This window comes from Streptomyces sp. TLI_146, from assembly GCF_002846415.1.
Lineage (GTDB): Bacteria > Actinomycetota > Actinomycetes > Streptomycetales > Streptomycetaceae > Streptomyces.
Map to the genome: position 1 here is coordinate 4,892,523 of NZ_PJMX01000001.1, position 19,625 is coordinate 4,912,147.

The 19,625-nt window shown below is 72.6% G+C and carries 15 protein-coding genes, 2 tRNA genes, 1 other RNA gene and 1 pseudogene; 12 read left to right on the plus strand and 7 right to left on the minus strand.

Annotation, left to right across the window (positions count from 1 at the left end):
* Positions 1 to 29 precede the first annotated feature (29 nt).
* The gene (locus BX283_RS21990) at positions 30 to 599 is read right to left on the minus strand and encodes a hypothetical protein (RefSeq protein WP_257583486.1); all 570 of its coding nucleotides are present in this window, start codon (positions 597 to 599) and stop codon (positions 30 to 32) included.
* Positions 600 to 722: 123 nt separating this feature from the next.
* Positions 723 to 953 (minus strand): hypothetical protein, encoded by a 231-nt coding sequence (locus tag BX283_RS21995; RefSeq protein ID WP_101389264.1) that lies wholly within the window; start codon positions 951 to 953, stop codon positions 723 to 725.
* Positions 954 to 1,087: 134 nt separating this feature from the next.
* On the opposite strand from BX283_RS21995, the gene upp reads away from it, so the two are divergent.
* On the plus strand, positions 1,088 to 1,723 hold the full coding sequence (gene upp, locus BX283_RS22000) for a uracil phosphoribosyltransferase (protein WP_101389265.1): 636 nt from the start codon (positions 1,088 to 1,090) through the stop codon (positions 1,721 to 1,723).
* A gap of 235 nt (positions 1,724 to 1,958) precedes the next feature.
* Here the strand turns inward: upp and BX283_RS22005 are convergent, their stop codons facing one another.
* Together BX283_RS22005 and BX283_RS22010 are read right to left on the minus strand one after the other, a co-directional pair.
* Entirely contained in the window at positions 1,959 to 2,597 is a 639-nt protein-coding gene (locus BX283_RS22005; RefSeq protein WP_101389266.1) for a LytR C-terminal domain-containing protein, read from the minus strand.
* 158 nt (positions 2,598 to 2,755) lie between these two features.
* Complete coding sequence (locus BX283_RS22010) at positions 2,756 to 3,052, minus strand: type II toxin-antitoxin system VapB family antitoxin (RefSeq protein ID WP_053725882.1); 297 nt, start codon at positions 3,050 to 3,052, stop codon at positions 2,756 to 2,758.
* Between the two features lie 267 nt (positions 3,053 to 3,319).
* Between BX283_RS22010 and BX283_RS22015 the strand changes: the two genes are divergently transcribed.
* The gene (locus BX283_RS22015; protein ID WP_257584352.1) at positions 3,320 to 4,774 is read left to right on the plus strand and encodes a DUF853 domain-containing protein; all 1,455 of its coding nucleotides are present in this window, start codon (positions 3,320 to 3,322) and stop codon (positions 4,772 to 4,774) included.
* Between the two features lie 268 nt (positions 4,775 to 5,042).
* On the opposite strand, the pseudogene BX283_RS22020 reads toward BX283_RS22015, so the two are convergent.
* Positions 5,043 to 5,304: pseudogene (locus BX283_RS22020) on the minus strand (hypothetical protein); the annotation flags it as partial.
* A gap of 160 nt (positions 5,305 to 5,464) precedes the next feature.
* On the opposite strand from BX283_RS22020, the gene BX283_RS22025 reads away from it, so the two are divergent.
* From BX283_RS22025 to sigJ, 4 genes are all read left to right on the plus strand, one after another.
* The gene (locus tag BX283_RS22025) at positions 5,465 to 7,696 is read left to right on the plus strand and encodes a Geosmin synthase (RefSeq protein WP_101389268.1); all 2,232 of its coding nucleotides are present in this window, start codon (positions 5,465 to 5,467) and stop codon (positions 7,694 to 7,696) included.
* A 13-nt stretch (positions 7,697 to 7,709) separates the two neighbouring features.
* On the plus strand, positions 7,710 to 8,630 hold the full coding sequence (locus tag BX283_RS22030; RefSeq protein ID WP_101389269.1) for a cation diffusion facilitator family transporter: 921 nt from the start codon (positions 7,710 to 7,712) through the stop codon (positions 8,628 to 8,630).
* 74 nt (positions 8,631 to 8,704) lie between these two features.
* The gene (locus tag BX283_RS22035; RefSeq protein ID WP_101389270.1) at positions 8,705 to 9,481 is read left to right on the plus strand and encodes an SDR family oxidoreductase; all 777 of its coding nucleotides are present in this window, start codon (positions 8,705 to 8,707) and stop codon (positions 9,479 to 9,481) included.
* Positions 9,478 to 10,386, plus strand: a complete 909-nt coding sequence (sigJ, locus tag BX283_RS22040; RefSeq protein ID WP_373979276.1) for an RNA polymerase sigma factor SigJ — start codon at positions 9,478 to 9,480, stop codon at positions 10,384 to 10,386. Before BX283_RS22035 ends, sigJ begins: the two co-directional genes overlap by 4 nt.
* Positions 10,387 to 10,656: 270 nt before the next feature.
* Here sigJ and BX283_RS22045 read toward each other — a convergent pair.
* Positions 10,657 to 10,744 (minus strand) — tRNA-Ser (locus BX283_RS22045).
* Positions 10,745 to 10,815: 71 nt separating this feature from the next.
* Here BX283_RS22045 and ffs point away from each other — a divergent pair.
* The 6 genes from ffs to BX283_RS22075 all read left to right on the plus strand — a co-directional run bounded on the left by ffs (position 10,816) and on the right by BX283_RS22075 (position 19,507).
* Positions 10,816 to 10,914, plus strand: an RNA gene (gene ffs / locus BX283_RS22050) — signal recognition particle sRNA small type.
* A gap of 189 nt (positions 10,915 to 11,103) precedes the next feature.
* Entirely contained in the window at positions 11,104 to 13,362 is a 2,259-nt protein-coding gene (locus BX283_RS22055) for a DNA polymerase III subunit gamma and tau (RefSeq protein WP_101389271.1), read from the plus strand.
* A 61-nt stretch (positions 13,363 to 13,423) separates the two neighbouring features.
* Positions 13,424 to 14,680, plus strand: a complete 1,257-nt coding sequence (purD, locus tag BX283_RS22060) for a phosphoribosylamine--glycine ligase (protein WP_101389272.1) — start codon at positions 13,424 to 13,426, stop codon at positions 14,678 to 14,680.
* Between the two features lie 273 nt (positions 14,681 to 14,953).
* Entirely contained in the window at positions 14,954 to 16,600 is a 1,647-nt protein-coding gene (locus BX283_RS22065; RefSeq protein ID WP_101389273.1) for a hypothetical protein, read from the plus strand.
* Positions 16,601 to 17,046: 446 nt separating this feature from the next.
* Positions 17,047 to 18,510, plus strand: coding sequence for a N,N-dimethylformamidase beta subunit family domain-containing protein (locus BX283_RS22070; RefSeq protein ID WP_101389274.1), 1,464 nt, complete (start codon positions 17,047 to 17,049; stop codon positions 18,508 to 18,510).
* Between the two features lie 85 nt (positions 18,511 to 18,595).
* Positions 18,596 to 19,507 carry a phosphoribosylaminoimidazolesuccinocarboxamide synthase gene (locus tag BX283_RS22075; protein ID WP_101389275.1) on the plus strand — a complete coding sequence of 304 codons (912 nt, stop codon included), beginning with the start codon at positions 18,596 to 18,598 and terminating at the stop codon, positions 19,505 to 19,507.
* Positions 19,508 to 19,552: 45 nt separating this feature from the next.
* Here BX283_RS22075 and BX283_RS22080 read toward each other — a convergent pair.
* Positions 19,553 to 19,625, minus strand: a tRNA-Gly gene (locus BX283_RS22080).

Sequence of the window (19,625 nt, forward strand, 5' to 3'; positions counted from 1 at the left end):
GTCGCGTACGGGATCGTGCGCCACGGCCACTAGCGCACGGCCTCCAGCACCTCGGCCGCGCCCAACACGTCCGCGATCTCCACCAGCGCGTCCGAGTCGAGCGTGAGCAGCTGGCCCTCGCTCACCCCGAGGTCGGCGAGGATCGCGGTGTCCCCGAGCGGGCCCGCGGGCACCGGGTCGAGGGCATCCACGGCTTCGTCGTCCGGGTCCTCCTGTTCGTCGAGGTCGCCGTCCTCCGTGCCGTCGAGGTCCAGCGCGTCCAGGTCGTCGGCGCTGTCGTCGGAGGCCGGATCGCGGCCGAGCAGTTCGTCGGTCAGGAGGATCTCTCCGTACGAGGAACGGGCGGCGGCTGCGGCGTTGGAGACGTAGATGCGCGGGTCCTCCTCGCCGTCCACGCGAACGACGCCGAACCAGACATCCTCCTGCTCGATGAAGACGAGAACCGTGTCGTCGGCCCCGTCGGCCGTGGCCTCCCGGGCCAGGTCGGCGAGGTCGGCGAGGGTCTCCACATCGTCGAGCTCTGTGTCGCTCGCTTCCCACCCGTCTTCGGTGCGCGCGAGCAGTGCGGCGAAGTACACCGTGACTCTCCCACTGGTCATAGGCGTGCCGGTTGGGGGTCCCCCCGGCCGTGGCTTCACTGGAATCGTTGCAGAAACAACGCCGTTGCGAGAGTTCTTCCGCGGTTGCGTTTCTCCGGTCGCCGCACTGGCCGGATTCTCAGGTCACCAGCGGAAGGTTCGCATGCGCATGGCCTGGCGCATACGGGCCGCGCGGGCGCGGCGGGGCTGGACGCGGTCGCGCAGGGCCTTCGCCTCGTGCAGCTCGCGCAGGAACTGGGCCCGCCGGCGGCGCCGCTCGGCGGGGGTCTCGGGCGGCGCGTCGGCCGTGCCGCCCGTGTCGTCCTGCTGGTCCGTGTCCTTGTCGTCCTGCTTGCCGGCGTCCTTCTCGGCCATGAGTGGGCACCACCCCGGGGGTGTGTCAGTCCCTCGTCCGTCCCTCGTCAGTCCCTCCCACCTTCCCTCGGGTGGGTGGTTTGATGCCAGCGCGGACGGCGCGGGCGGGCCGTTTACCCGGTTACTGTGGGGTTATGCGTCTCCACGTCGTCGACCACCCCCTGGTCGCCCACAAGCTCACCACCCTGCGCGACAAGCGCACCGACTCCCCGACCTTCCGGCGTCTCGCCGACGAGCTGGTCACCCTGCTCGCGTACGAGGCCACGCGCGACGTGCGCACCGAGCAGGTCGACATCGAGACCCCGGTGACCCCGACGACGGGTGTGAAGCTGTCGTACCCGCGTCCGCTGGTGGTCCCGATCCTGCGGGCGGGCCTCGGCATGCTGGACGGCATGGTCCGCCTGCTGCCGACCGCCGAGGTGGGCTTCCTGGGCATGATCCGCAACGAGGAGACCCTGGAGGCCTCCACGTACGCGACGCGCATGCCGGAGGACCTCTCCGGGCGCCAGGTGTACGTCCTGGACCCGATGCTGGCCACGGGCGGCACGCTGGTCGCGGCGATCAAGGAGCTCATCAAGCGCGGCGCGGACGACGTCACGGCGGTCGTCCTGCTGGCCGCGCCGGAGGGCGTCGAGGTCATGGAGCGCGAGCTGGCGGGGACGCCGGTGACGGTGGTGACGGCGTCGGTGGACGAGCGGCTCAACGAGCACGGGTACATCGTGCCGGGCCTGGGCGACGCGGGCGACCGCATGTACGGCTCGGCGGAGTAGTTCGGCCCGGGGTTCGTCCGCGGGCCGGTGGTGGGTTGCTCGCGCAGTTCCCCGCGCCCCTAGGTAGTTAGGGGCGCGGGGAACTGCGCGACCAGCCATCTACGGTCCGCAGACGAACGCGAGCCGGGGTGCGGGGGCCGCAGGCCCCGCAGAGGGGGTCCGGGGCGCAGCCCCGGGAGCGCCACCTCCACCTCCACCCACCCCCGGAGGGTTCAGGGAAGGGGCGGGGAGGGGCTCAGCACTTCGCGGGAGTCTGCGGCGCCGGCTTGCCCAGGGACGCCAGCGCCGTGGCCGCCTGCTGAGCCGGATCCAGCGTCTGGAACGTCGAGCCCAGAATGAGGTCGACGTCCGGCGTCGTCCGCGCGTCGGTCTTCTGCGCCGCGCCCTTCAACTGCGTACCGAGGACCGAGAACGCCCCCCGCGTCGCCCCGGGCGCACCCAGCAGTATCCCGTTCCCGGTGACCTTCTTGTCGTACTCCTCCGGCGCGTTACCCACCTTGCCGATGGCGAACCCGCGCTTCTTGAGCTCGTCCGCCGTCTCCTTGGCGAGCCCGCCCCGGGGCGTCGCGTTGTAGACGTTCACCGTGATCTGGGCGGGTTTCGGCAGCGCGGCGGCCGCGGCGGTGGCCGTGGACGGCGACGGGCTCGGCGCGCAGTCGTGCTTCGCGCCCGCCGTCTCCTTCTTCGCGTCGTCCGACCCGCCGAAGACGTCGATGAGCTGGACCGTCCCCCAGCCGATCAGACCGAGGACCACGACGGCGGCGACCGCCGCGAGCAGGAGCCGGCCGCGTCGGCGGGGGCGGCGCATCCGCGGGTACTTGTCGCCCGTGATGCGGTACTTTCCGCCCATGCCGGGGGGAGTGAGCATGCTCATGTGCGCAGCGTAGTGCGGCCCGGTGGCGATGCCTACTAAATGATCAATGGATGGCGCCCGTATGCGCGGGAAAGGGCCCGAAAGGATCAGTACGGATCACTCCGGACGGGCGTTCCCCGGCCGTCGGAACGGAACCGGTCGGCCCGAAGCGGAGACGCTCAGTCCATTTCCAGTACGCGCGCGTGCAGCACCTGCCGCTGCTGGAGCGCCGCGCGCACCGCGCGGTGCAGCCCGTCCTCCAGGTACAGGTCGCCCTGCCACTTCACGACGTGGGCGAAGAGGTCGCCGTAGAACGTCGAGTCCTCCGCCAGGAGGGTCTCCAGGTCGAGCTGGCCCTTCGTGGTGACGAGCTGATCGAGCCGGACCGGGCGCGGCGCGACGTCCGCCCACTGCCGGGTGCTTTCCCGGCCGTGGTCGGGGTACGGCCGCCCGCTTCCGATGCGCTTGAAGATCACACGGAAAGCCTACCGGGCAAGCGGCTCCGGGCGCAGCCATGGTGCGCGAGTGCGATCCTGGGCGGAGTGCCGCAAACCCGACATTGGGGGCTCGCCATGACCGACAGCGACGAGACGCCGGGCGCGGCGCGGGACGTAACGCCGGGTTCGGAGCCGGGCGCGAATCCGGGCGCGCCCCCGGAGGCGCCGCCCACCGCCACCTCCTCCGTCTCCCTCCCGCCCCCCGTCGCCGAGATCGCCACCGGGTACGCCTTCACCGGTCCCGCCATGGAGCTCGGCTCCGTGCTCTGGGACGGGCAGTGCCACGCCGACGCGCCGGTCCGTATCCCGCTCGCCATGCTCAACCGGCACGGTCTTGTCGCCGGAGCGACCGGCACCGGCAAGACCAAGACGCTCCAGCTCATCGCCGAGCAGCTGTCCGCGAACGGCGTCCCGGTCTTCCTCGCGGACGTGAAGGGGGACGTCTCCGGGATCTCCGCGCCCGGGCAGGACAACCCCAAGGTGCGGGAGCGGGCCGGGCAGGTCGGGCAGAAGTGGGAGGCGGCGGGCTTCCCCTGTGAGTTCTACGCGCTCGGCGGCATCGGCACGGGCATCCCGCTGCGCGCCACGGTCACCAGCTTCGGGCCCGTACTCCTGTCGAAGGTCCTCCAGCTCAACCAGACGCAGGAGCAGTCGCTCGGGCTGATCTTCCACTACGCCGACTCCAAGGGCCTTGAGCTGTACGACCTGAAGGACCTCAAGGCGGTCACCGGCTTCCTGGTCTCGGACGTCGGCAAGCCGGAGCTGAAGGGGATCGGCGGGCTCTCGGCCGCGACGGCCGGGGTGATCCTGCGGTCGATCACGGCGTTCGAGCAGCAGGGTGCGAGCGATTTCTTCGGCGAGCCCGAGTTCGACGTCACCGAGCTGCTGCGGCTGGCGCCGGACGGGCGCGGGCTCGTGTCCGTACTCGAACTGCCCGCCGTCCAGGACAAGCCGCAGCTCTTCTCGACCTTCCTGATGTGGCTGCTCGCGGAGTTGTTCAACGGGCTGCCGGAGGTCGGCGACGTGGACCGGCCCAAGCTCGTCTTCTTCTTCGACGAGGCGCATCTGCTGTTCAGCGGGGCGTCGAAGGCGTTCCTGGAGTCGATCACGCAGACGGTGCGGCTCATTCGCTCGAAGGGGGTCGGCGTCTTCTTCGTCACGCAGACGCCGAAGGACGTGCCCGCGGATGTGCTGGGGCAGCTGGGCAACCGGGTGCAGCACGCGCTGCGGGCGTTCACGCCGGACGACGCGAAGGCGCTGAAGGCGACGGTGCGTACGTTCCCGAAGTCGCCGTACGACTTGGAGTCCACCCTCACCGGGCTCGGTACGGGCGAGGCGGTGATCACGGTCCTGAGCGAGTCGGGGGCGCCGACGCCGGTGGCTGCGACGCGGCTTCGGGCGCCGCAGTCCTTGATGGGGCCGGTGCCGGGGGAGGACCTCGACCGGCTGGTCAAGTCCTCGTTGCTGTACGGGCGTTACGCGGAGGCGGTCGACCGGGAGTCGGCGTTCGAGAAGCTGTCCGCGCAGGAGAGGGGGCGGGAGGAGGTGGCTGTGCAGGCGGCCCTGCCGGAGGGGAAGAAGGACAAGTCGCTGGCGGAGCAGGTGGTGGGGAGCGGGGTGTTCCGGTCGCTGGCGCGGTCTGTGGGGACGCAGCTGGGCCGCGAGATCACGCGCTCACTTTTCGGCACGCGGCGCAGATAGGTATGCCCGGGGTTCGTCTGCGGGCCGGTGGTGGGTTGCTCGCGCAGTTCCCCGCGCCCCTTTTTGGCCCGGTGTTCGTCTGCGGGCCGTCCCCAACTGGTCGCGCAGTTCCCCGCGCCCCTAAATGCGCCCCTCCGGGCCGCCCAGGGGATTGCCGCGCAGCGGCACCTATAGGGGCGCGGGGAACTGCGCGAGCAACCGGCCACGGTCCGCGGACGAACGAGGGTTTTCAGGGGCGCGGGGAACTGCGCGACCAGCCATCCACGGTCCGCAGACGACCAACCAAGGCGTCCGGGCCGTAGGGCGCGATCGCCGCCGCGTCCAGGTCGTCCGCGCCCATCCGGGTCGCCAGCGTGTACGGGCCCGCGAAGGCCCATTCCATCGGGATCTGCTGGTCCAGCAGCATCCCGACCAGCGCGGCTGGGGGTCCCCCCTGGTCCTTAAGACCTTGGGGGAGGGCTGCGGCCCAGCAGCGCGTCGGCCTCCGGCTGCTGGGACAGGTGCAGCGTGTGTTTCGAGCTCGGTGCCATACGCCGATGATCAGCGGCGGGCCCACGCTTCGCACCCGCCCGTCCCCGTTTCCCGGTGAACTCACACTTTCGTATGACTGGCGCACCCGTTCGGAATGCCGACCCGGACGGCGGGTAGTGCTGGGGCCGACCAACTGGTGCCATCAGGAGGGGAAGCCCAGTGACGCAGCCGTTCGTCCTGCCGGATTTCTACATGCCGTATCCGGCGCGGCTCAATCCCCATCTCGAAACCGCCCGGGTCCACTCCCGCGAGTGGGCGCGCGAGATGGGCATGCTGGAAGGTTCCGGCATCTGGGAGCTGAGCGACCTCGACGCCCACGACTACGCGCTGCTGTGCTCGTACACCCACCCCGACTGCGACGCGGAGGCCCTCTCCCTGGTCACCGACTGGTACGTGTGGGTCTTCTTCTTCGACGACCACTTCCTCGAACAGTTCAAGCGGACCCTCGACAGTGACGGCGGCAAGGCCTATCTCGAACGGCTGGCCGCCTTCATGCCCATGGATCTCGACGACGGGTTTCCCGAGCCCACCAACCAGGTCGAGAAGGGGCTCGCCGACCTGTGGGCCCGGACCGTTCCCGGCATGTCCTACGGCTGGCGGGAACGGTTCGCCGAGTCCACCCGCAACCTCCTCAACGAGTCCATGTGGGAGCTCGTCAACATGAACGCGGGGCGCGTCGCCAACCCCGTCGAGTACATCGAGATGCGCCGCAAGGTCGGCGGCGCGCCCTGGTCGGCGGGGATCATCGAGTACGCGGCGAACGCCGAACTCCCGGCCGCCGTCGCCTCCTCGCGCCCGCTGCGGGTCCTCACCGACGCCTTCGCGGACGGCGTCCATCTGCGCAACGACCTCTTCTCGTACCAGCGGGAGGTGGAGGACGAAGGAGAGCTCAGCAACGGGATCCTCGTTCTGGAGACGTTCCTCGGGTGTTCCACCCAGGAAGCCGCCGAGACCGTCAACGACCTCCTCACCTCCCGGCTCCAGCAGTTCGAGAACACCGCCCTCACCGAAGTCCCCGCGCTGTGTCTCGACAAAGGCCTCAGCGCGGACGAGTGCGCGCGGATCGCCGCGTACGTGAAGGGGCTCCAGGACTGGCAGTCCGGCGGGCACGAGTGGCACATGCGCTCCAGCAGGTACATGAACAAGGAGGCGCAGGAGCGCAGTTCGATGTTCGGCGGGGTGCTCGGCACCTCCGCGCTGGACATCAAGAACCTCTTCGGGCGCCCGGCCGCGGCCCGGCTGCGCAGCCACACCCATGTGCCGTTCCAGCAGGTCGGGCCGTCTGTGCTGCCCGACTTCGACGTCCCCTTCGCGCTGGGGCTCAGCCCGCACCACGCCGAGGCCCGGGACCGCTCGGTCGCCTGGGCGGGCCGGATGGGGCTGCTCGGCGACATCTGGGACGAGCAGAAGCTGATCGGCTACGACTTCGCGCTCTGCTCGGCCGGACTCGACCCGGACGCCACCTTGGAGGAGCTGGAGCTCCACGCGGAGTGGCTGACCTGGGGGACGTACGGGGACGACTACTACCCGCTGGTGTACGGGCGTTCGCGCGATCTCGCCGGTGCGCGGGTCGCCCATGCGAGGTTCCTCGACATCCTGGACGCCGACCGCCCCCAGGCGGGGATCGCCCTCGCCGTCACCCCGATGGAACGTTCGCTCGCCGATCTGTGGGCGCGTACGGCGGAGCCGATGTCCCCGTACGGACGGCAGGCCTTCCGCCGCGCGGTCGAAGTGATGCTGGAGAGCTGGCTGTGGGAGCTGCTCAACCAGGGCCAGCACCGCATCCCCGACCCGGTCGACTACATCGAGATGCGGCGGCACACCTTCGGCTCCGAGCTGACCGTTTCCCTGGGCCGGCTGCGGCACGCCGACACGCTGCCGCCGGAGATCTTCCGTACGGGCACGATGAGCGCCCTGGAGAACTCCGCGATGGACTACGGGATGCTGATCAACGACTTCTTCTCGTACCAGAAGGAGATCGAGTACGAGGGCGAGGTGCACAACCTGCTCCTGGTCGTGCAGCGCTTCTTCGACTGCGACTACCCGGCGGCCGTGCGGATCGTCGACGATCTGATGCGCTCGCGGATGCAGCAGTTCCTGCACATCAAGGAGACCGGGATCCCGCTGCTGTACGAGGAGTTCGGGCTCGACGCGGACGGGCGGGCGGCGCTCGACGCGTATGTGAAGGAGTTCGAGGACTGGATCGCGGGGATCCTGCACTGGCACCGGAACGTGCGCCGCTACAGCGAGGAGTCGCTGCGCGGCGGCTCGCTGCCGAACGTGGTCCCCTCGGTCCTCGCCTCCTCCGGGCCCGGCACGGCCGCCCTCCGCCTCGCCCAGCTGGTGGCGCAGCCCGCGCCCGCCCCGGTAGCGGGGCTCAGCGGGGCGTGATCGACTTGCGGGCATGGGCCATGACCACGGTCCCACGGGAGCTGCGGGCACGCTGAGCGGCACGTTCCGCAGCCGGCTGCTGTGGACCATCGGCATCAGCGCGTCGATCACCGTCATCCAGGTGGTCGGCGCGCTGCTCTCCGGCTCCCTCGCACTGCTCGCGGACGCCGCGCACAGCCTCACCGACGCGGTCGGCGTCGCGCTGGCGCTCGGCGCGATCACTCTGGCCCAGCGCGCCCCGACGCCCCGGCGCACCTTCGGCTTCTACCGGGTGGAGATCTTCTCGGCCGTCCTGAACGCCCTGCTGCTCGTGGCGATCTTCGTCTGGGTGCTGTGGTCGGCGATCGGCCGGTTCAGCGAGCCCGTCGAGGTCAAGGGCGGGCTGATGTTCGCGGTCGCGGTGGGCGGCCTCGCGGCGAACCTGGTCGGGCTCTGGCTGCTGCGGGACGCCAAGGACCAGAGCCTCAATCTGCGCGGCGCCTATCTGGAGGTCCTGGGCGACGCGCTCGGCTCGGTCGCGGTGATCGTCGGAGGTCTGGTCATCCTCCTGACGGGCTGGCAGGCCGCCGACCCGATCGCCTCCATCGTGATCGGCCTGCTGATCGTGCCGAGGGCGTACGGGCTGCTGCGCGACGCCCTGCACGTCCTGATGGAGGCCACCCCGCAGGACATGGACCTGGCGGAGGTGCGCCGGCACCTCCTCAACGAGCCCGGCGTGCTGGCGGTCCACGATCTGCACGGCTGGACCGTCACCTCCGGAATGCCGGTCCTCACCGCCCATGTGGTGGTCTCCGCCGACGCGCTGGCCGACGGCTACGGGGACCTCCTCGGGCGCCTCCAGCGGTGCGTCGGCGACCACTTCGACGTGGCCCATTCCACGATCCAGCTGGAGCCCGAGGGACACCCCGAGACGCCCGGTGCACTGCACAGCTAGTCCGGTCCTTGCTTTCCCGCCGGGGGAGCGGTAGCCCCTTGTCACATCCTGGCCCGGCGCGTCGTCCTAGGGACATGGACATCGCCATTGCGGGAGGGACGGGGACGCTGGGTAGCCGCGTCGCCGAGGAGCTGCGTACGCGGGGGCACCGCGTACGGGTGCTGAGCCGTAGGTCACCGGAGTACCCGGTCGACCTGAACACGGGGGAGGGCCTGATCGACGCCCTTGCGGGGTGCGACGTCGTGGTGGACGCGGCCAACGGCCACGGGACCGCCAAGGGGGCGGCCCGCACGCTCGTGGACGGCTCGCGGCGGCTGCTCGCCGCCGCGCGCGCCGTGGGCGTACAGCACCACGTATGCGTCTCGATCGTGGGCTGCGACATGGTGCCGATGGGATACATGCAGGTCAAGGCCGAACAGGAGTGGGTCGTACGGGAGGGCAGGGTGCCCTGGACGATCGTGCGGGCCACCCAGTTCCACGAACTGCTCGCCTCGGCGCTCGCGTCGGCCGCCAAGTGGGGGGTGGTGCCGGTGCCCCGGGCGCGGCTGCGCACGGTCGCCTGCATGGAGGCCGCCTGGGTGGTCGCCGACGTGGCGGAGGGGGTGCCGCACCGGGGGCGGATCGAGGTGTGCGGGCCCGAGGACACCGACGTCCGCGAGATGGCCCGGGTCTGGCGCAACGTCACCGGGCGCAAGGCCGTCCTGATGCCGATGCCGCTGCCCGGCCGGATGGGCCAGGCGCTGCGGGCGGGCGCGCTGACCGTCGAGCGGCCGGATGTGCGCGGCACCATGTCGTTCGGGGAGTGGCTGCGCACCGAGCAGGTCTGGGCGAGCGTCGCGGGGCTGCGGTGAGCGGGGCGCGCGGGCCGCTGTCCAACGAGGACGGACTGGCCCGGGCCTTCGAGCGCGAGCGGCCCCGGCTGCTGCGGGTCGCCTATACGACGACGGGGTGCCTGGCGGAGGCCGAGGACTGCGTCCAGGAGGCGTGGCTGCGGCTGCGCGGCCTGGAGGACCCGGGGGCCGTACGGGATCTGCGCGCCTGGCTCACGACGACCGTGGGGCGCCTGGCCCTGGACGCGCTGGGGAGCGCGCGGGTGCGGCGCGAGCGGTACGTCGGCACCTGGCTGCCGGAGCCGCTGGTGGAGCACGCGCCGGACGAGCAGGACCCCGCCGACCGGGTCACGCTCGACGAGTCGGTGTCCATGGCCCTGATGATCGTCCTGGACGAGCTGTCGCCCGCCCAGCGCACCGCGTTCCTGCTGCACGACGTGTTCGGGCTGCCCTTCGAGGAGGTCGCGGGCGTGGTGGGCCGCACCCCGGCGGCCGTACGCCAGCTGGCCTCGCGGGCCCGCCGCCACGTCGACGGCAGCCGCCCGCACCACCCCGCCGGATACGCCCGCCAGCGCGAGCTGGTCAGCGCCTTCGGCCAGGCCTGCCAGGAGGGGGATCTGGAGCGGCTGGTCTCGCTGCTCGACCCCGAGGTGGTCTGGCGCGGCGACGGCGGCGGCAAGGTGACGGCCCTGAACGGCATCGTGCGCGGCGCCGACAACGTGGCACGCGGCATCGTCGCCCTCACCCGCGTACACGTCCCCCCGGACGGCCTGCGCCTCGCCCACGTCAACGGCGCGCCCGGCCTGGCCCTGTACCACTGGGACGGCGCCCGCACGATCGTGGCGATCACCGTGGACGGCGGCCGGATCACATCGGTGGACGCCATCCGCAACCCGGACAAGCTGATGCACGTACCGGACGCGTAGGGGCTCCACGGGGCTGCGGTTGTCTGTCTGCGGTTCCCCGCGCGGATCCGCTTGGACCCCGCCTGCTCTCCGACGTCCGCCCGCGCCACGCCGACCGGTTCGGGCGACCAGTCAGGCCTCCTTCGGCCCGTCACGCCGTGACGGGCCGAAGGAGGCCTGCGCGCCTGCGCGCCCGTGGGCTCCCCTGGACCGCGTCGGCCTCAGCCCACCAACGGCGAAGGGCCCCACCGCAAGCGGTGGGGCCCTTCGACTTCGTGCCCGGTGAGGCACTGGCGGAGGATACGAGATTCGAACTCGTGAGGGGTTGCCCCCAACACGCTTTCCAAGCGTGCGCCCTAGGCCACTAGGCGAATCCTCCGCCGCAAACAATACAAGACGCTGAGGGGTGCTCGCGAACTCGTTCCCCGGTCGGGGATCGGGTACCCTGTGCGGAGCCCCTCACGTGGCGCTATCTGACTGAACTCCCCCAGGGCCGGAAGGCAGCAAGGGTAGGTCGGCTCTGGCGGGTGCGTGGGGGGCGCTTACGTTTGCGGAACCCCGGCGGGTCGCCGGCGGGTCGCCAGCGGGCTGGGCCCGGTCCGGCCCAGTGGGTGGTGGCCGTCACGGCCCGCCCGTGGCCCCCGCGTACGGCCACCCCCGCCGCGCACACCCCGCCCAATTCCCCCGCGAACCGCGACCCGGGCTCGGTTGTCAGTCCGCCCCGATAACCTCGTAGGTGTGTCGTCCCTTGCGCTGTACCGCCGCTATCGCCCGGAGTCCTTCGCCGAGGTCATTGGGCAGGAGCATGTCACCGACCCGCTGCAGCAGGCGCTGCGGAACAACCGGGTCAATCACGCGTACCTGTTCAGCGGGCCGCGCGGCTGTGGAAAGACGACCAGTGCCCGGATCCTTGCCCGCTGTCTGAACTGTGAGCAGGGGCCCACGCCCACCCCGTGCGGCGAGTGCCAGTCCTGTCGGGACCTCGCGCGCAACGGGCCGGGCTCCATCGACGTCATCGAGATCGACGCCGCCTCGCACGGTGGCGTGGACGATGCCCGTGAGCTGCGCGAGAAGGCCTTCTTCGGCCCCGCCAGCAGCCGGTACAAGATCTACATCATCGACGAGGCCCACATGGTCACCTCGGCGGGGTTCAACGCCCTGCTGAAGGTCGTCGAGGAGCCGCCGGAGCATCTGAAGTTCATCTTCGCCACGACCGAGCCCGAGAAGGTCATCGGGACCATCCGGTCGCGGACACATCACTATCCCTTCCGGCTCGTGCCGCCCGGGACTTTGCGTGAGTACCTGGGTGAGGTCTGCGGGCGGGAGGGGATCCCGGTCGAAGACGGCGTGCTGCCGCTCGTCGTGCGCGCCGGGGCCGGGTCCGTGCGTGACTCGATGTCCGTGATGGACCAGCTCCTCGCGGGCGCCGCCGACGACGGTGTGACGTACGCCATGGCCACCTCCCTCCTCGGCTACACGGACGGGTCGCTGCTCGACTCCGTGGTGGACGCGTTCGCCTCCGGTGACGGCGCCGCCGCCTTCGAGGTCGTCGACCGGGTCATCGAGGGCGGGAACGACCCCCGCCGGTTCGTCGCCGACCTGCTGGAGCGGCTGCGGGACCTCGTCATCCTCGCCGCCGTCCCGGACGCGGGCGAGAAGGGCCTCATCGACGCGCCCGTCGACGTCGTCGAGCGCATGCAGGCCCAGGCCTCCGTGTTCGGCGCCGCCGAGCTCAGCCGGGCCGCCGACCTCGTCAACACCGGGCTGACCGAGATGCGGGGCGCCACCTCGCCCCGGCTCCAGCTGGAGCTGATCTGCGCGCGCGTGCTGCTGCCCGCGGCGTACGACGACGAGCGCTCGGTCCAGGCCCGGCTCGACCGGCTGGAGCGCGGCGCCCACTTCCAGCCGGGCGCGGGGGCCGGACCCGCGATGGGGTACGTGCCGGGGGCCGAGGCCCATCCGCCGATGCCCCCCGTGCCCGCCGGACACGGCCCCGAGGCCGCCCGGGCCGCCGCGCGCGCCGCCGCCCCGGCCGCGCCCCAGGCGCCCGCCCCGGCCGCCCCCGCCCCCGTACAGCAGCCGCCGGTCCAGGCCCCGCCCGCGCCCGCTCCCGAGCCCGTCCCGCAGGCCCCGGCCCCGGGCGCCTGGCCCGGTGCGGCCGCGCCCGGCGGCGGTCAGAGCGGCGGCGCTCAGGGCGGCGGTGCTCAGCGGCCCGGCGCCTGGCCCGGTGCCGGAGGTTCCGCTTCCGGAAGCGCGGCCGCCCCCGCACCCTCCGCCCCCACCACCGGCGGCGCCGGAGCCTGGCCCTCCGCCTCCAGCCCCGGCCAGCCCGCGCAGACCCCCGCCCCGGCCCCCGAGCCGACCCCGGCCGCCGCCCCCGCCGCCAACCCCGGCAGCGCCGTCCACGTACGGAACATGTGGCCGGACATCCTGGAGGCCGTGAAGAACAAGCGGCGCTTCACCTGGATCCTGCTGAGTCAGAACGCGCAGGTGGCCGGATTCGACGGCACCACCCTCCAGCTCGGGTTCATCAACGCCGGCGCCCGGGACAACTTCGCCAGCAGCGGCAGCGAGGAAGTCCTGCGCGGCGTGCTCGGCGAGCGCTTCGGGGTGCAGTGGAAGGTCGAGGCGATCATCGACCCGTCCGGCGGCTCCCAGCCCCCGGCCGCGGCGGGCAACTTCGGCGGCGGAGGCAACCCCGGCTCCGGCAACGGCGGCTACCAGGCCCAGGGCGGAGGCGGCTTCACCCCCTCCCGCCCCCAGTCGCCCCCGCCCGCCGCGACCCCGGCCGCCCCCGCCCCCGTACAGCAGCCGCCGCAGGCCTCCGCGCCCGCGCGGCAGGCGCCCCCCGTGGCGCAGGAGCCGCCGCCGGTGCGTCTGGAGGACGACGTTCCGGAGGACGACGACCCCGACCTCGTGGACAACGCGCTCTCCGGCCACGACCTCATCGTCCGCGAGCTCGGCGCGACGGTGGTGGAGGAATATACGAACGAGTAGCGGTACGGGGTTCGGTGACCCGTACGAGGGAGAATCCGCCACTCCGGCTAGGCTGGCTGCCGTGAAGGTCCTTGTCATCGGCGGCGGCGCCCGCGAGCACGCCCTGTGCCGTTCCCTGTCCCTCGACCCCGACGTGACGGCGCTGCACTGCGCCCCCGGCAACGCCGGGATCGCGGAGGTCGCCGAGCTCCACCCCGTGGACCAGCTGGACGGCGAGGCCGTCGCCCGGCTCGCCACCGGCCTCGCGGCCGACCTGGTCGTCGTCGGACCCGAGGCGCCGCTGGTCGCCGGGGTCGCCGACGCCGTACGGGCCGCGGGCATCCCCTGCTTCGGCCCCTCGGGCGAGGCGGCGCGGCTGGAGGGCTCCAAGGCCTTCGCCAAGGACGTGATGGCGGCGGCGAACGTGCCGACCGCGCGCTCCTACGTCTGCACCACCCCGGCCGAGATCGACGAGGCGCTGGACGCGTTCGGCGCCCCGTACGTCGTCAAGGACGACGGGCTCGCGGCCGGCAAGGGCGTCGTCGTCACCGAGGACGTCGAGGCGGCCCGCGCGCACGCGCTGGCCTGCGACCGGGTCGTCATCGAGGAGTTCCTCGACGGCCCCGAGGTCTCGCTCTTCGCGATCACGGACGGCGTGACCGTGCTGCCGCTCCAGCCCGCGCAGGACTTCAAGCGCGCGCTCGACGGCGACGAGGGGCCCAACACCGGTGGCATGGGCGCGTATTCGCCGCTGCCCTGGGCCGACCCCAAGCTCGTCGACGAGGTCATGGCGAGCGTGCTCCAGCCGACGGTCGACGAACTGCGGCGCCGCGGCACGCCGTTCTCCGGGCTGCTGTACGCGGGCCTCGCGATCACCTCGCGCGGCGTGCGGGTCATCGAGTTCAACGCGCGCTTCGGCGACCCCGAGACGCAGGTCGTGCTCGCCCGGCTGAAGACGCCGCTGGCGGGCGTGCTGCTGCACTCGGCCAACGGGACGCTGGACGTCCAGCCGCCGCTGGCCTGGCGCGACGACGCGGCGGTCACGGTCGTCGTGGCGTCGCACAACTACCCCGGTACGCCCCGGACGGGCGACCCGATCGAGGGGCTCGACGAGGTCGCGGCCCTGGACGCGCCGCACGCGTACGTGCTGCACGCCGGGACCCGGCAGGACGGCGGCGCGGTCGTGAGCGCGGGCGGACGGGTTCTTTCGGTCACTGCGACCGGGGCGGACTTGGCGCAGGCCCGCGAGCGGGCGTATGCGGCGGTCGGGCGCATCCGGCTGGACGGCTCGCAGCACCGTACGGACATCGCCCGCAAGGCGGCCGACGCGCAGGTGTGACGCCCTGACATCTGGTGTCCCGGTCCGGGGCGCGGCCCTCCACGAGGGCCGCGCCCCGGGCTTTTTCGTCTGCGGATCCGGCCGCGAACCCCACCCCCAAGCCATTCCATCGAGTGACGGGTGGGCCATCCGGATGACGGGTGGCGGGGGCGCAACTAGGGTGCGGCGGGAGCGGTCCGGCACTTGGGTCACCGGCATTGCGATGTCAGTGGGGGGTGCCACAGTGGGGGAGTGAGCAACGCCGACGCAGTGCAGAGGGGGTGACGTCCGGCCGTGTCCGGTTCCGGGATGGGTGGTGAGGCGGGCGCGCGGTCGGCGCGCTCGCGGGCGCTTGCCGTGCTGCGGGTGCGCAGCCGGGCGCTGGCCTTCGCTCTGCTGCCGGCCGCCGTCGCCGTCGTGCTGCTCGTCGCGGACGTGCAGGGCCGGATCGACGGCCGCGGCTGGGACGCGGCCCGCTGGGCGGTGACGGGCGCGGCGGCCGTGGTGCTGCTGGCCGCCGCCGCGGTGACGGCCGTGATCGTCCGGGCCAGACCCGCGCTCTCTCCGACGGTCGAGCTGGCCGAGTCCTCGGCGCCGGATCTGTACCGGCTGGTGAGGGACCTGGCCGACCGGCTCGACGTGCCCGCGCCCTCCGCGATAGCGCTCACGCCGGACTGCGACAGCTGGCTGGAGGACCGTACGCATCCGGCCCATTCCGTACGGGCGCGGCTCGGGCAGGGTCCGTCGGGCATACCGGGCGTGCGGCGCCGTACCGACGCCGCGCCCGTCCTCGTCATCGGGTCGCCGTTCCTGTGGTGGATGCGGGTCGGTGAGCTGCGGGCCATCCTGGCGCCCGTGGTGGCCGGCACCGGTCCTTCCGCGCAGCCCGACATAGCCTCGGCCCGCCGTTTCGTACGGGGTCTGGACGCGGCGGTCGCCGTGACCAGCGGGCCCGGTGCGGGCCGGGGGGCGCGGCTGGTGCTCGGCTTCGTCGGGCCGGTCGCGCGGCTGCTGCTGCGCGGCTGCCGGGCGCACGCCGCCGAGATGGAGCGGGGAGTCGCGGCCGCGGCCTCCGAACGGGCCCAGACCGTGGACTACGGGCTGCGGATCGTCGCCCAGGAGCAGGTCGGGCTCGCGTACGCGGGCTGGGACCGGCTGCTCACCCGGGTGGCGCTGCCGGCCTGGCGGATGGGGCGGTGGCCGTCCCGGCTGGACGCCGGGGTGGTGTCGGCGCTGACCGAGCTGTCGCGGCGGGACCGGCTGGCCGAGGGGTTCGCGTCCCGGTTGGGTGAGCGGCCCGCGTGCGATCTGCTCGAAGAGCCCGGGGCGGCCGACGAGGCGGCCTCGCTGCTCGCCGCCCGGCTGTTCCACGGCGGTCCGGCCGAGCCCGGACCCGACTGGTCGCCGGTGGACTGGCAGCACTATCCGGAGGAAGTCGTCGACCGGAAGTGGCGCGCGGAGGCGGCACGGCTGCACCGGGTGCTCGACGGGATGGGGACGCGGCCGGGCGCTGAGCCCGTCGAGGCCGTCGCCCCGACGCTGGCAAGGGTCCTCGACCACCTCGCCGGGCAGGACGGGGAGGTGCTGGCCGCGGCCATCGCGGCGGCCGTGGCCGTCGAGGACGCGGCGGGCCCCCCGCTGCCGTCGGCGGACGTGTGGGGCGACTCCGTCCCGCTCTTCCCGCTCCAGCAGCCGCGGACGGGGCGGGAGCTGCTGGCCGACCACGTCACGGCGATGGTGTGCTGCGCGGCGGTCGACACGGCGGGGGCGGCGCCGGGGCTCGACTGGCTGGACGGTCCCGCGCTCCTCGTGGACGGGGAGCGGAAGGGGGATCTGGGGTCGCGGGTGCTGGCGTTGCTGGAGGAGGGGGATGCGGAGCCGTTGCGGCGGTGGTTGGTGGGGGTGGGTGTGCGCCCGGAGAAGCCGGTCCGTCTGGTTTGACCGGTGCTCTCCCGGGGGCTGCGCCCCCGGACCCCTGTTCCGCTGTGGTTCGTCTGCGGACCGTCCCCAACTGGTCGCGCAGTTCCCCGCGCCCCTGAAGTGCTCGGCTTCGCCCTCGCACTCGCCCGCCGCCCGCACCCCCTAGGGGCGCGGGGAACTGCGCGAGCAACCGACCACGGTCCGCAGACGAACGCGGGTTTGGGGGCGCGGGGAACAGCGCGACTAGTTGGGGACGGCCCGCAGACAAAGACCGGGCCGATCAAGGGGCGCGGGGAACCCACCGGACCGGCACAGCCACAGACACCCCGCGCCCACCCCCCAAGCGGAGCCCCCCCTTCCGTATCCCGTCAATTCGCGACGAACAGTGACGGAGTGCGTGCGTTATGTGATGTGCTGGAGACCGACCGCTGACCGGCGGCGTCGGGGGAGTGAGGGAGGGGAGTGGTATGGGGGCGGAGCAGATCCGGCGGTGGGAGTCGGGAGCGCTCGCGCACGCCGTCTCCGATCCTTTCGGGCAGGGCCCGCTGCCCTGGCTGCGCGGCGGGGAGCACTACTTCGACGACACCGGGCACGTCGTGCCCTGGTACGTCGAGCCCGCCCGGCCCGGCACCGGCAGCGCGTCCGGACCCCGTACCGCCGACGACGTACGGCAGCAGATCAAGGGGTTCGCCTCCACCGGTGCCGTCGCGCCCGGTGAGGCGATCGACTTCCACGTCACGGTCGATCCGCCGCAGCAGTTCTCGGTCGACATCTACCGCATCGGGCACTACGGCGGGGACGGCGCCAACCACGTCGCCACCAGCCCCCGGCTCGCCGGGATCGTGCAGCCCGCGCCGCTCGCCGCCAACCGGACCGTCTCCTGCCACCACTGGTGGCTCTCCTGGCGCTACCAGGTCCCCTCGTACGCCTCGATCGGCGCGTACGTGGCGGTGCTCACCACCGCCGACGGGTACCGGTCGCACATCCCGTTCACCGTCCGCGACAGCCATCCGGCCGATCTGCTGCTCCTGCTCCCCGACATCACCTGGCAGGCCTACAACCTCTTCCCCGAGGACGGCCGCACCGGCGCCTCGCTCTACCACGCGTGGGACGGGGACGGGCGGCTGCTGGGCGAGGAGGACGCCGCCATCACCGTGTCCTTCGACCGGCCGTACGCGGGCGCCGGGCTGCCCCTGCACGTGGGGCACGCGTACGACTTCATCCGGTGGGCCGAGCGGTACGGATACGACCTCGCGTACGCCGACGCCCGCGATCTGCACGCCGGGCGCGTCGACCCCACCCGCTACCGGGGGCTGGTCTTCCCCGGCCACGACGAGTACTGGTCGGCCCCCATGCGCCGCACCGTCGAGCTCGCCCGGGAGCACGGCACCTCGCTGGTGTTCCTCTCCGCCAACACGCTGTACTGGCAGGTCGACCTCGCGCCCTCGCCCTCCGGCGTCCCCGACCGGCTGCTGACCTGCCGCAAGCGGCGCGGCCCCGGGCGGCCCGCGCTGTGGCGCGAAGTCGCCCGGCCGGAGCAGCAGTTGCTGGGGATCCAGTACGCGGGGCGGGTGCCCGAGCCGTCCCCGCTGGTCGTGCGGAACGCCGGTCACTGGCTCTGGGAGGCCACCGGCGCGGGCGAGGGCGACGAGATCGACGGGCTGGTGGCGGGCGAGGCCGACCGGTACTTCCCGCGCACCGCGCTCCCCGAGCACCAGGACCGCATCCTGCTCGCCCACTCGCCGTACCGCGACGGCGAAGGGGCCGTCCGGCACCAGGAGACGTCCCTCTACCGGGCCCCCTCCGGCGCGCTCGTCTTCGCCTCCGGCACCTTCGCCTGGTCCCCGGCGCTCGACCGGCCCGGCCACACCGACCCCCGCGTCCAGCGCGCCACGGCCAACCTCCTGGACCGGATCTGCAAGCGCGATTAGCGACCGGGAGCGGCCCCCGTCACGGGGTACTCGTCGCGTGCGAGAGAATCGGAAGCGCTCCTGGATCAATCTACGCGGAGGAACCGTGTCCGGATTTGTAGAAAAGCCCGAGCCGATTCAGGTCCCGGGCCTCACCCACCTCCACACGGGCAAGGTCCGCGACCTCTACCGGAACGAGGCCGGCGACCTGGTGATGGTCGCCAGCGACCGGATGTCCGCGTACGACTGGGTGCTGCCGACCGAGATCCCCGACAAGGGCCGGGTGCTCACCCAGCTCTCGCTGTGGTGGTTCGACCGGCTGGCCGACCTCGTCCCCCACCACGTGCTCTCCACGGAGCTCCCCGAGGGCGCCCCCGCCGACTGGGCCGGGCGCACGCTCGTCTGCAAGTCGCTGCGGATGGTCCCGGTCGAGTGCGTGGCGCGCGGCTACCTCACCGGCTCGGGCCTGACCGAGTACGAGGAGTCCCGTACGGTCTGCGGGCTCGCCCTGCCCGAGGGGCTCAGCAACGGCTCCGAGCTGCCCGCGCCGATCTTCACGCCCGCCACCAAGGCCGCCGTCGGCGACCACGACGAGAACGTCTCGTACGAGGAGGTCGCCCGCCAGGTCGGCGCGGAGACCGCGGCCCTGCTGCGCCAGACGACCCTCGCCGTCTACGGCCGCGCCCGGGACATCGCCCGCGACCGGGGGATCATCCTCGCGGACACCAAGTTCGAGTTCGGCTTCGAGACCGTCGACGGCGAGGAACGGCTCGTCCTGGCCGACGAGGTCCTCACGCCCGACTCCTCGCGCTTCTGGCCCGCCGAGACCTGGGAGCCCGGCCGCGCCCAGCCGTCGTACGACAAGCAGTTCGTGCGCGACTGGCTGACCTCCGCTGCCTCCGGCTGGGACCGCCACGGCGAGCTGCCGCCGCCCCCGCTGCCGCAGGAGGTGGTGGACGCCACCCGCGCCAAGTACGTGGAGGCGTACGAGCAGCTGACCGGCACCAGCTGGAGCTGAGCACGAAGAAGCCCCCGGCCTGAAGGCCGGGGGCTTCTTTCACTGAGCGGACGACGAGATTCGAACTCGCGACCCTCACCTTGGCAAGGTGATGCTCTACCAACTGAGCCACGTCCGC

Excerpts from the sequence above, each read along its gene's own strand:
- BX283_RS22015 (WP_257584352.1), top strand. The coding sequence starts at position 3,320 with ATGGAGCTCGGCTCCGTGCTCTGGGACGGGCAGTGCCACGCCGACGCG.
- BX283_RS22005 (WP_101389266.1), bottom strand. The coding sequence starts at position 2,597 with ATGAGCATGCTCACTCCCCCCGGCATGGGCGGAAAGTACCGCATCACG.
- BX283_RS21995 (WP_101389264.1), bottom strand. The coding sequence starts at position 953 with ATGGCCGAGAAGGACGCCGGCAAGCAGGACGACAAGGACACGGACCAG.
- BX283_RS21990 (WP_257583486.1), bottom strand. The coding sequence starts at position 599 with ATGACCAGTGGGAGAGTCACGGTGTACTTCGCCGCACTGCTCGCGCGC.
- BX283_RS22035 (WP_101389270.1), top strand. The coding sequence starts at position 8,705 with ATGGACATCGCCATTGCGGGAGGGACGGGGACGCTGGGTAGCCGCGTC.
- BX283_RS22030 (WP_101389269.1), top strand. The coding sequence starts at position 7,710 with ATGGGCCATGACCACGGTCCCACGGGAGCTGCGGGCACGCTGAGCGGC.
- BX283_RS22070 (WP_101389274.1), top strand. The coding sequence starts at position 17,047 with ATGGGGGCGGAGCAGATCCGGCGGTGGGAGTCGGGAGCGCTCGCGCAC.
- upp (WP_101389265.1), top strand. The coding sequence starts at position 1,088 with ATGCGTCTCCACGTCGTCGACCACCCCCTGGTCGCCCACAAGCTCACC.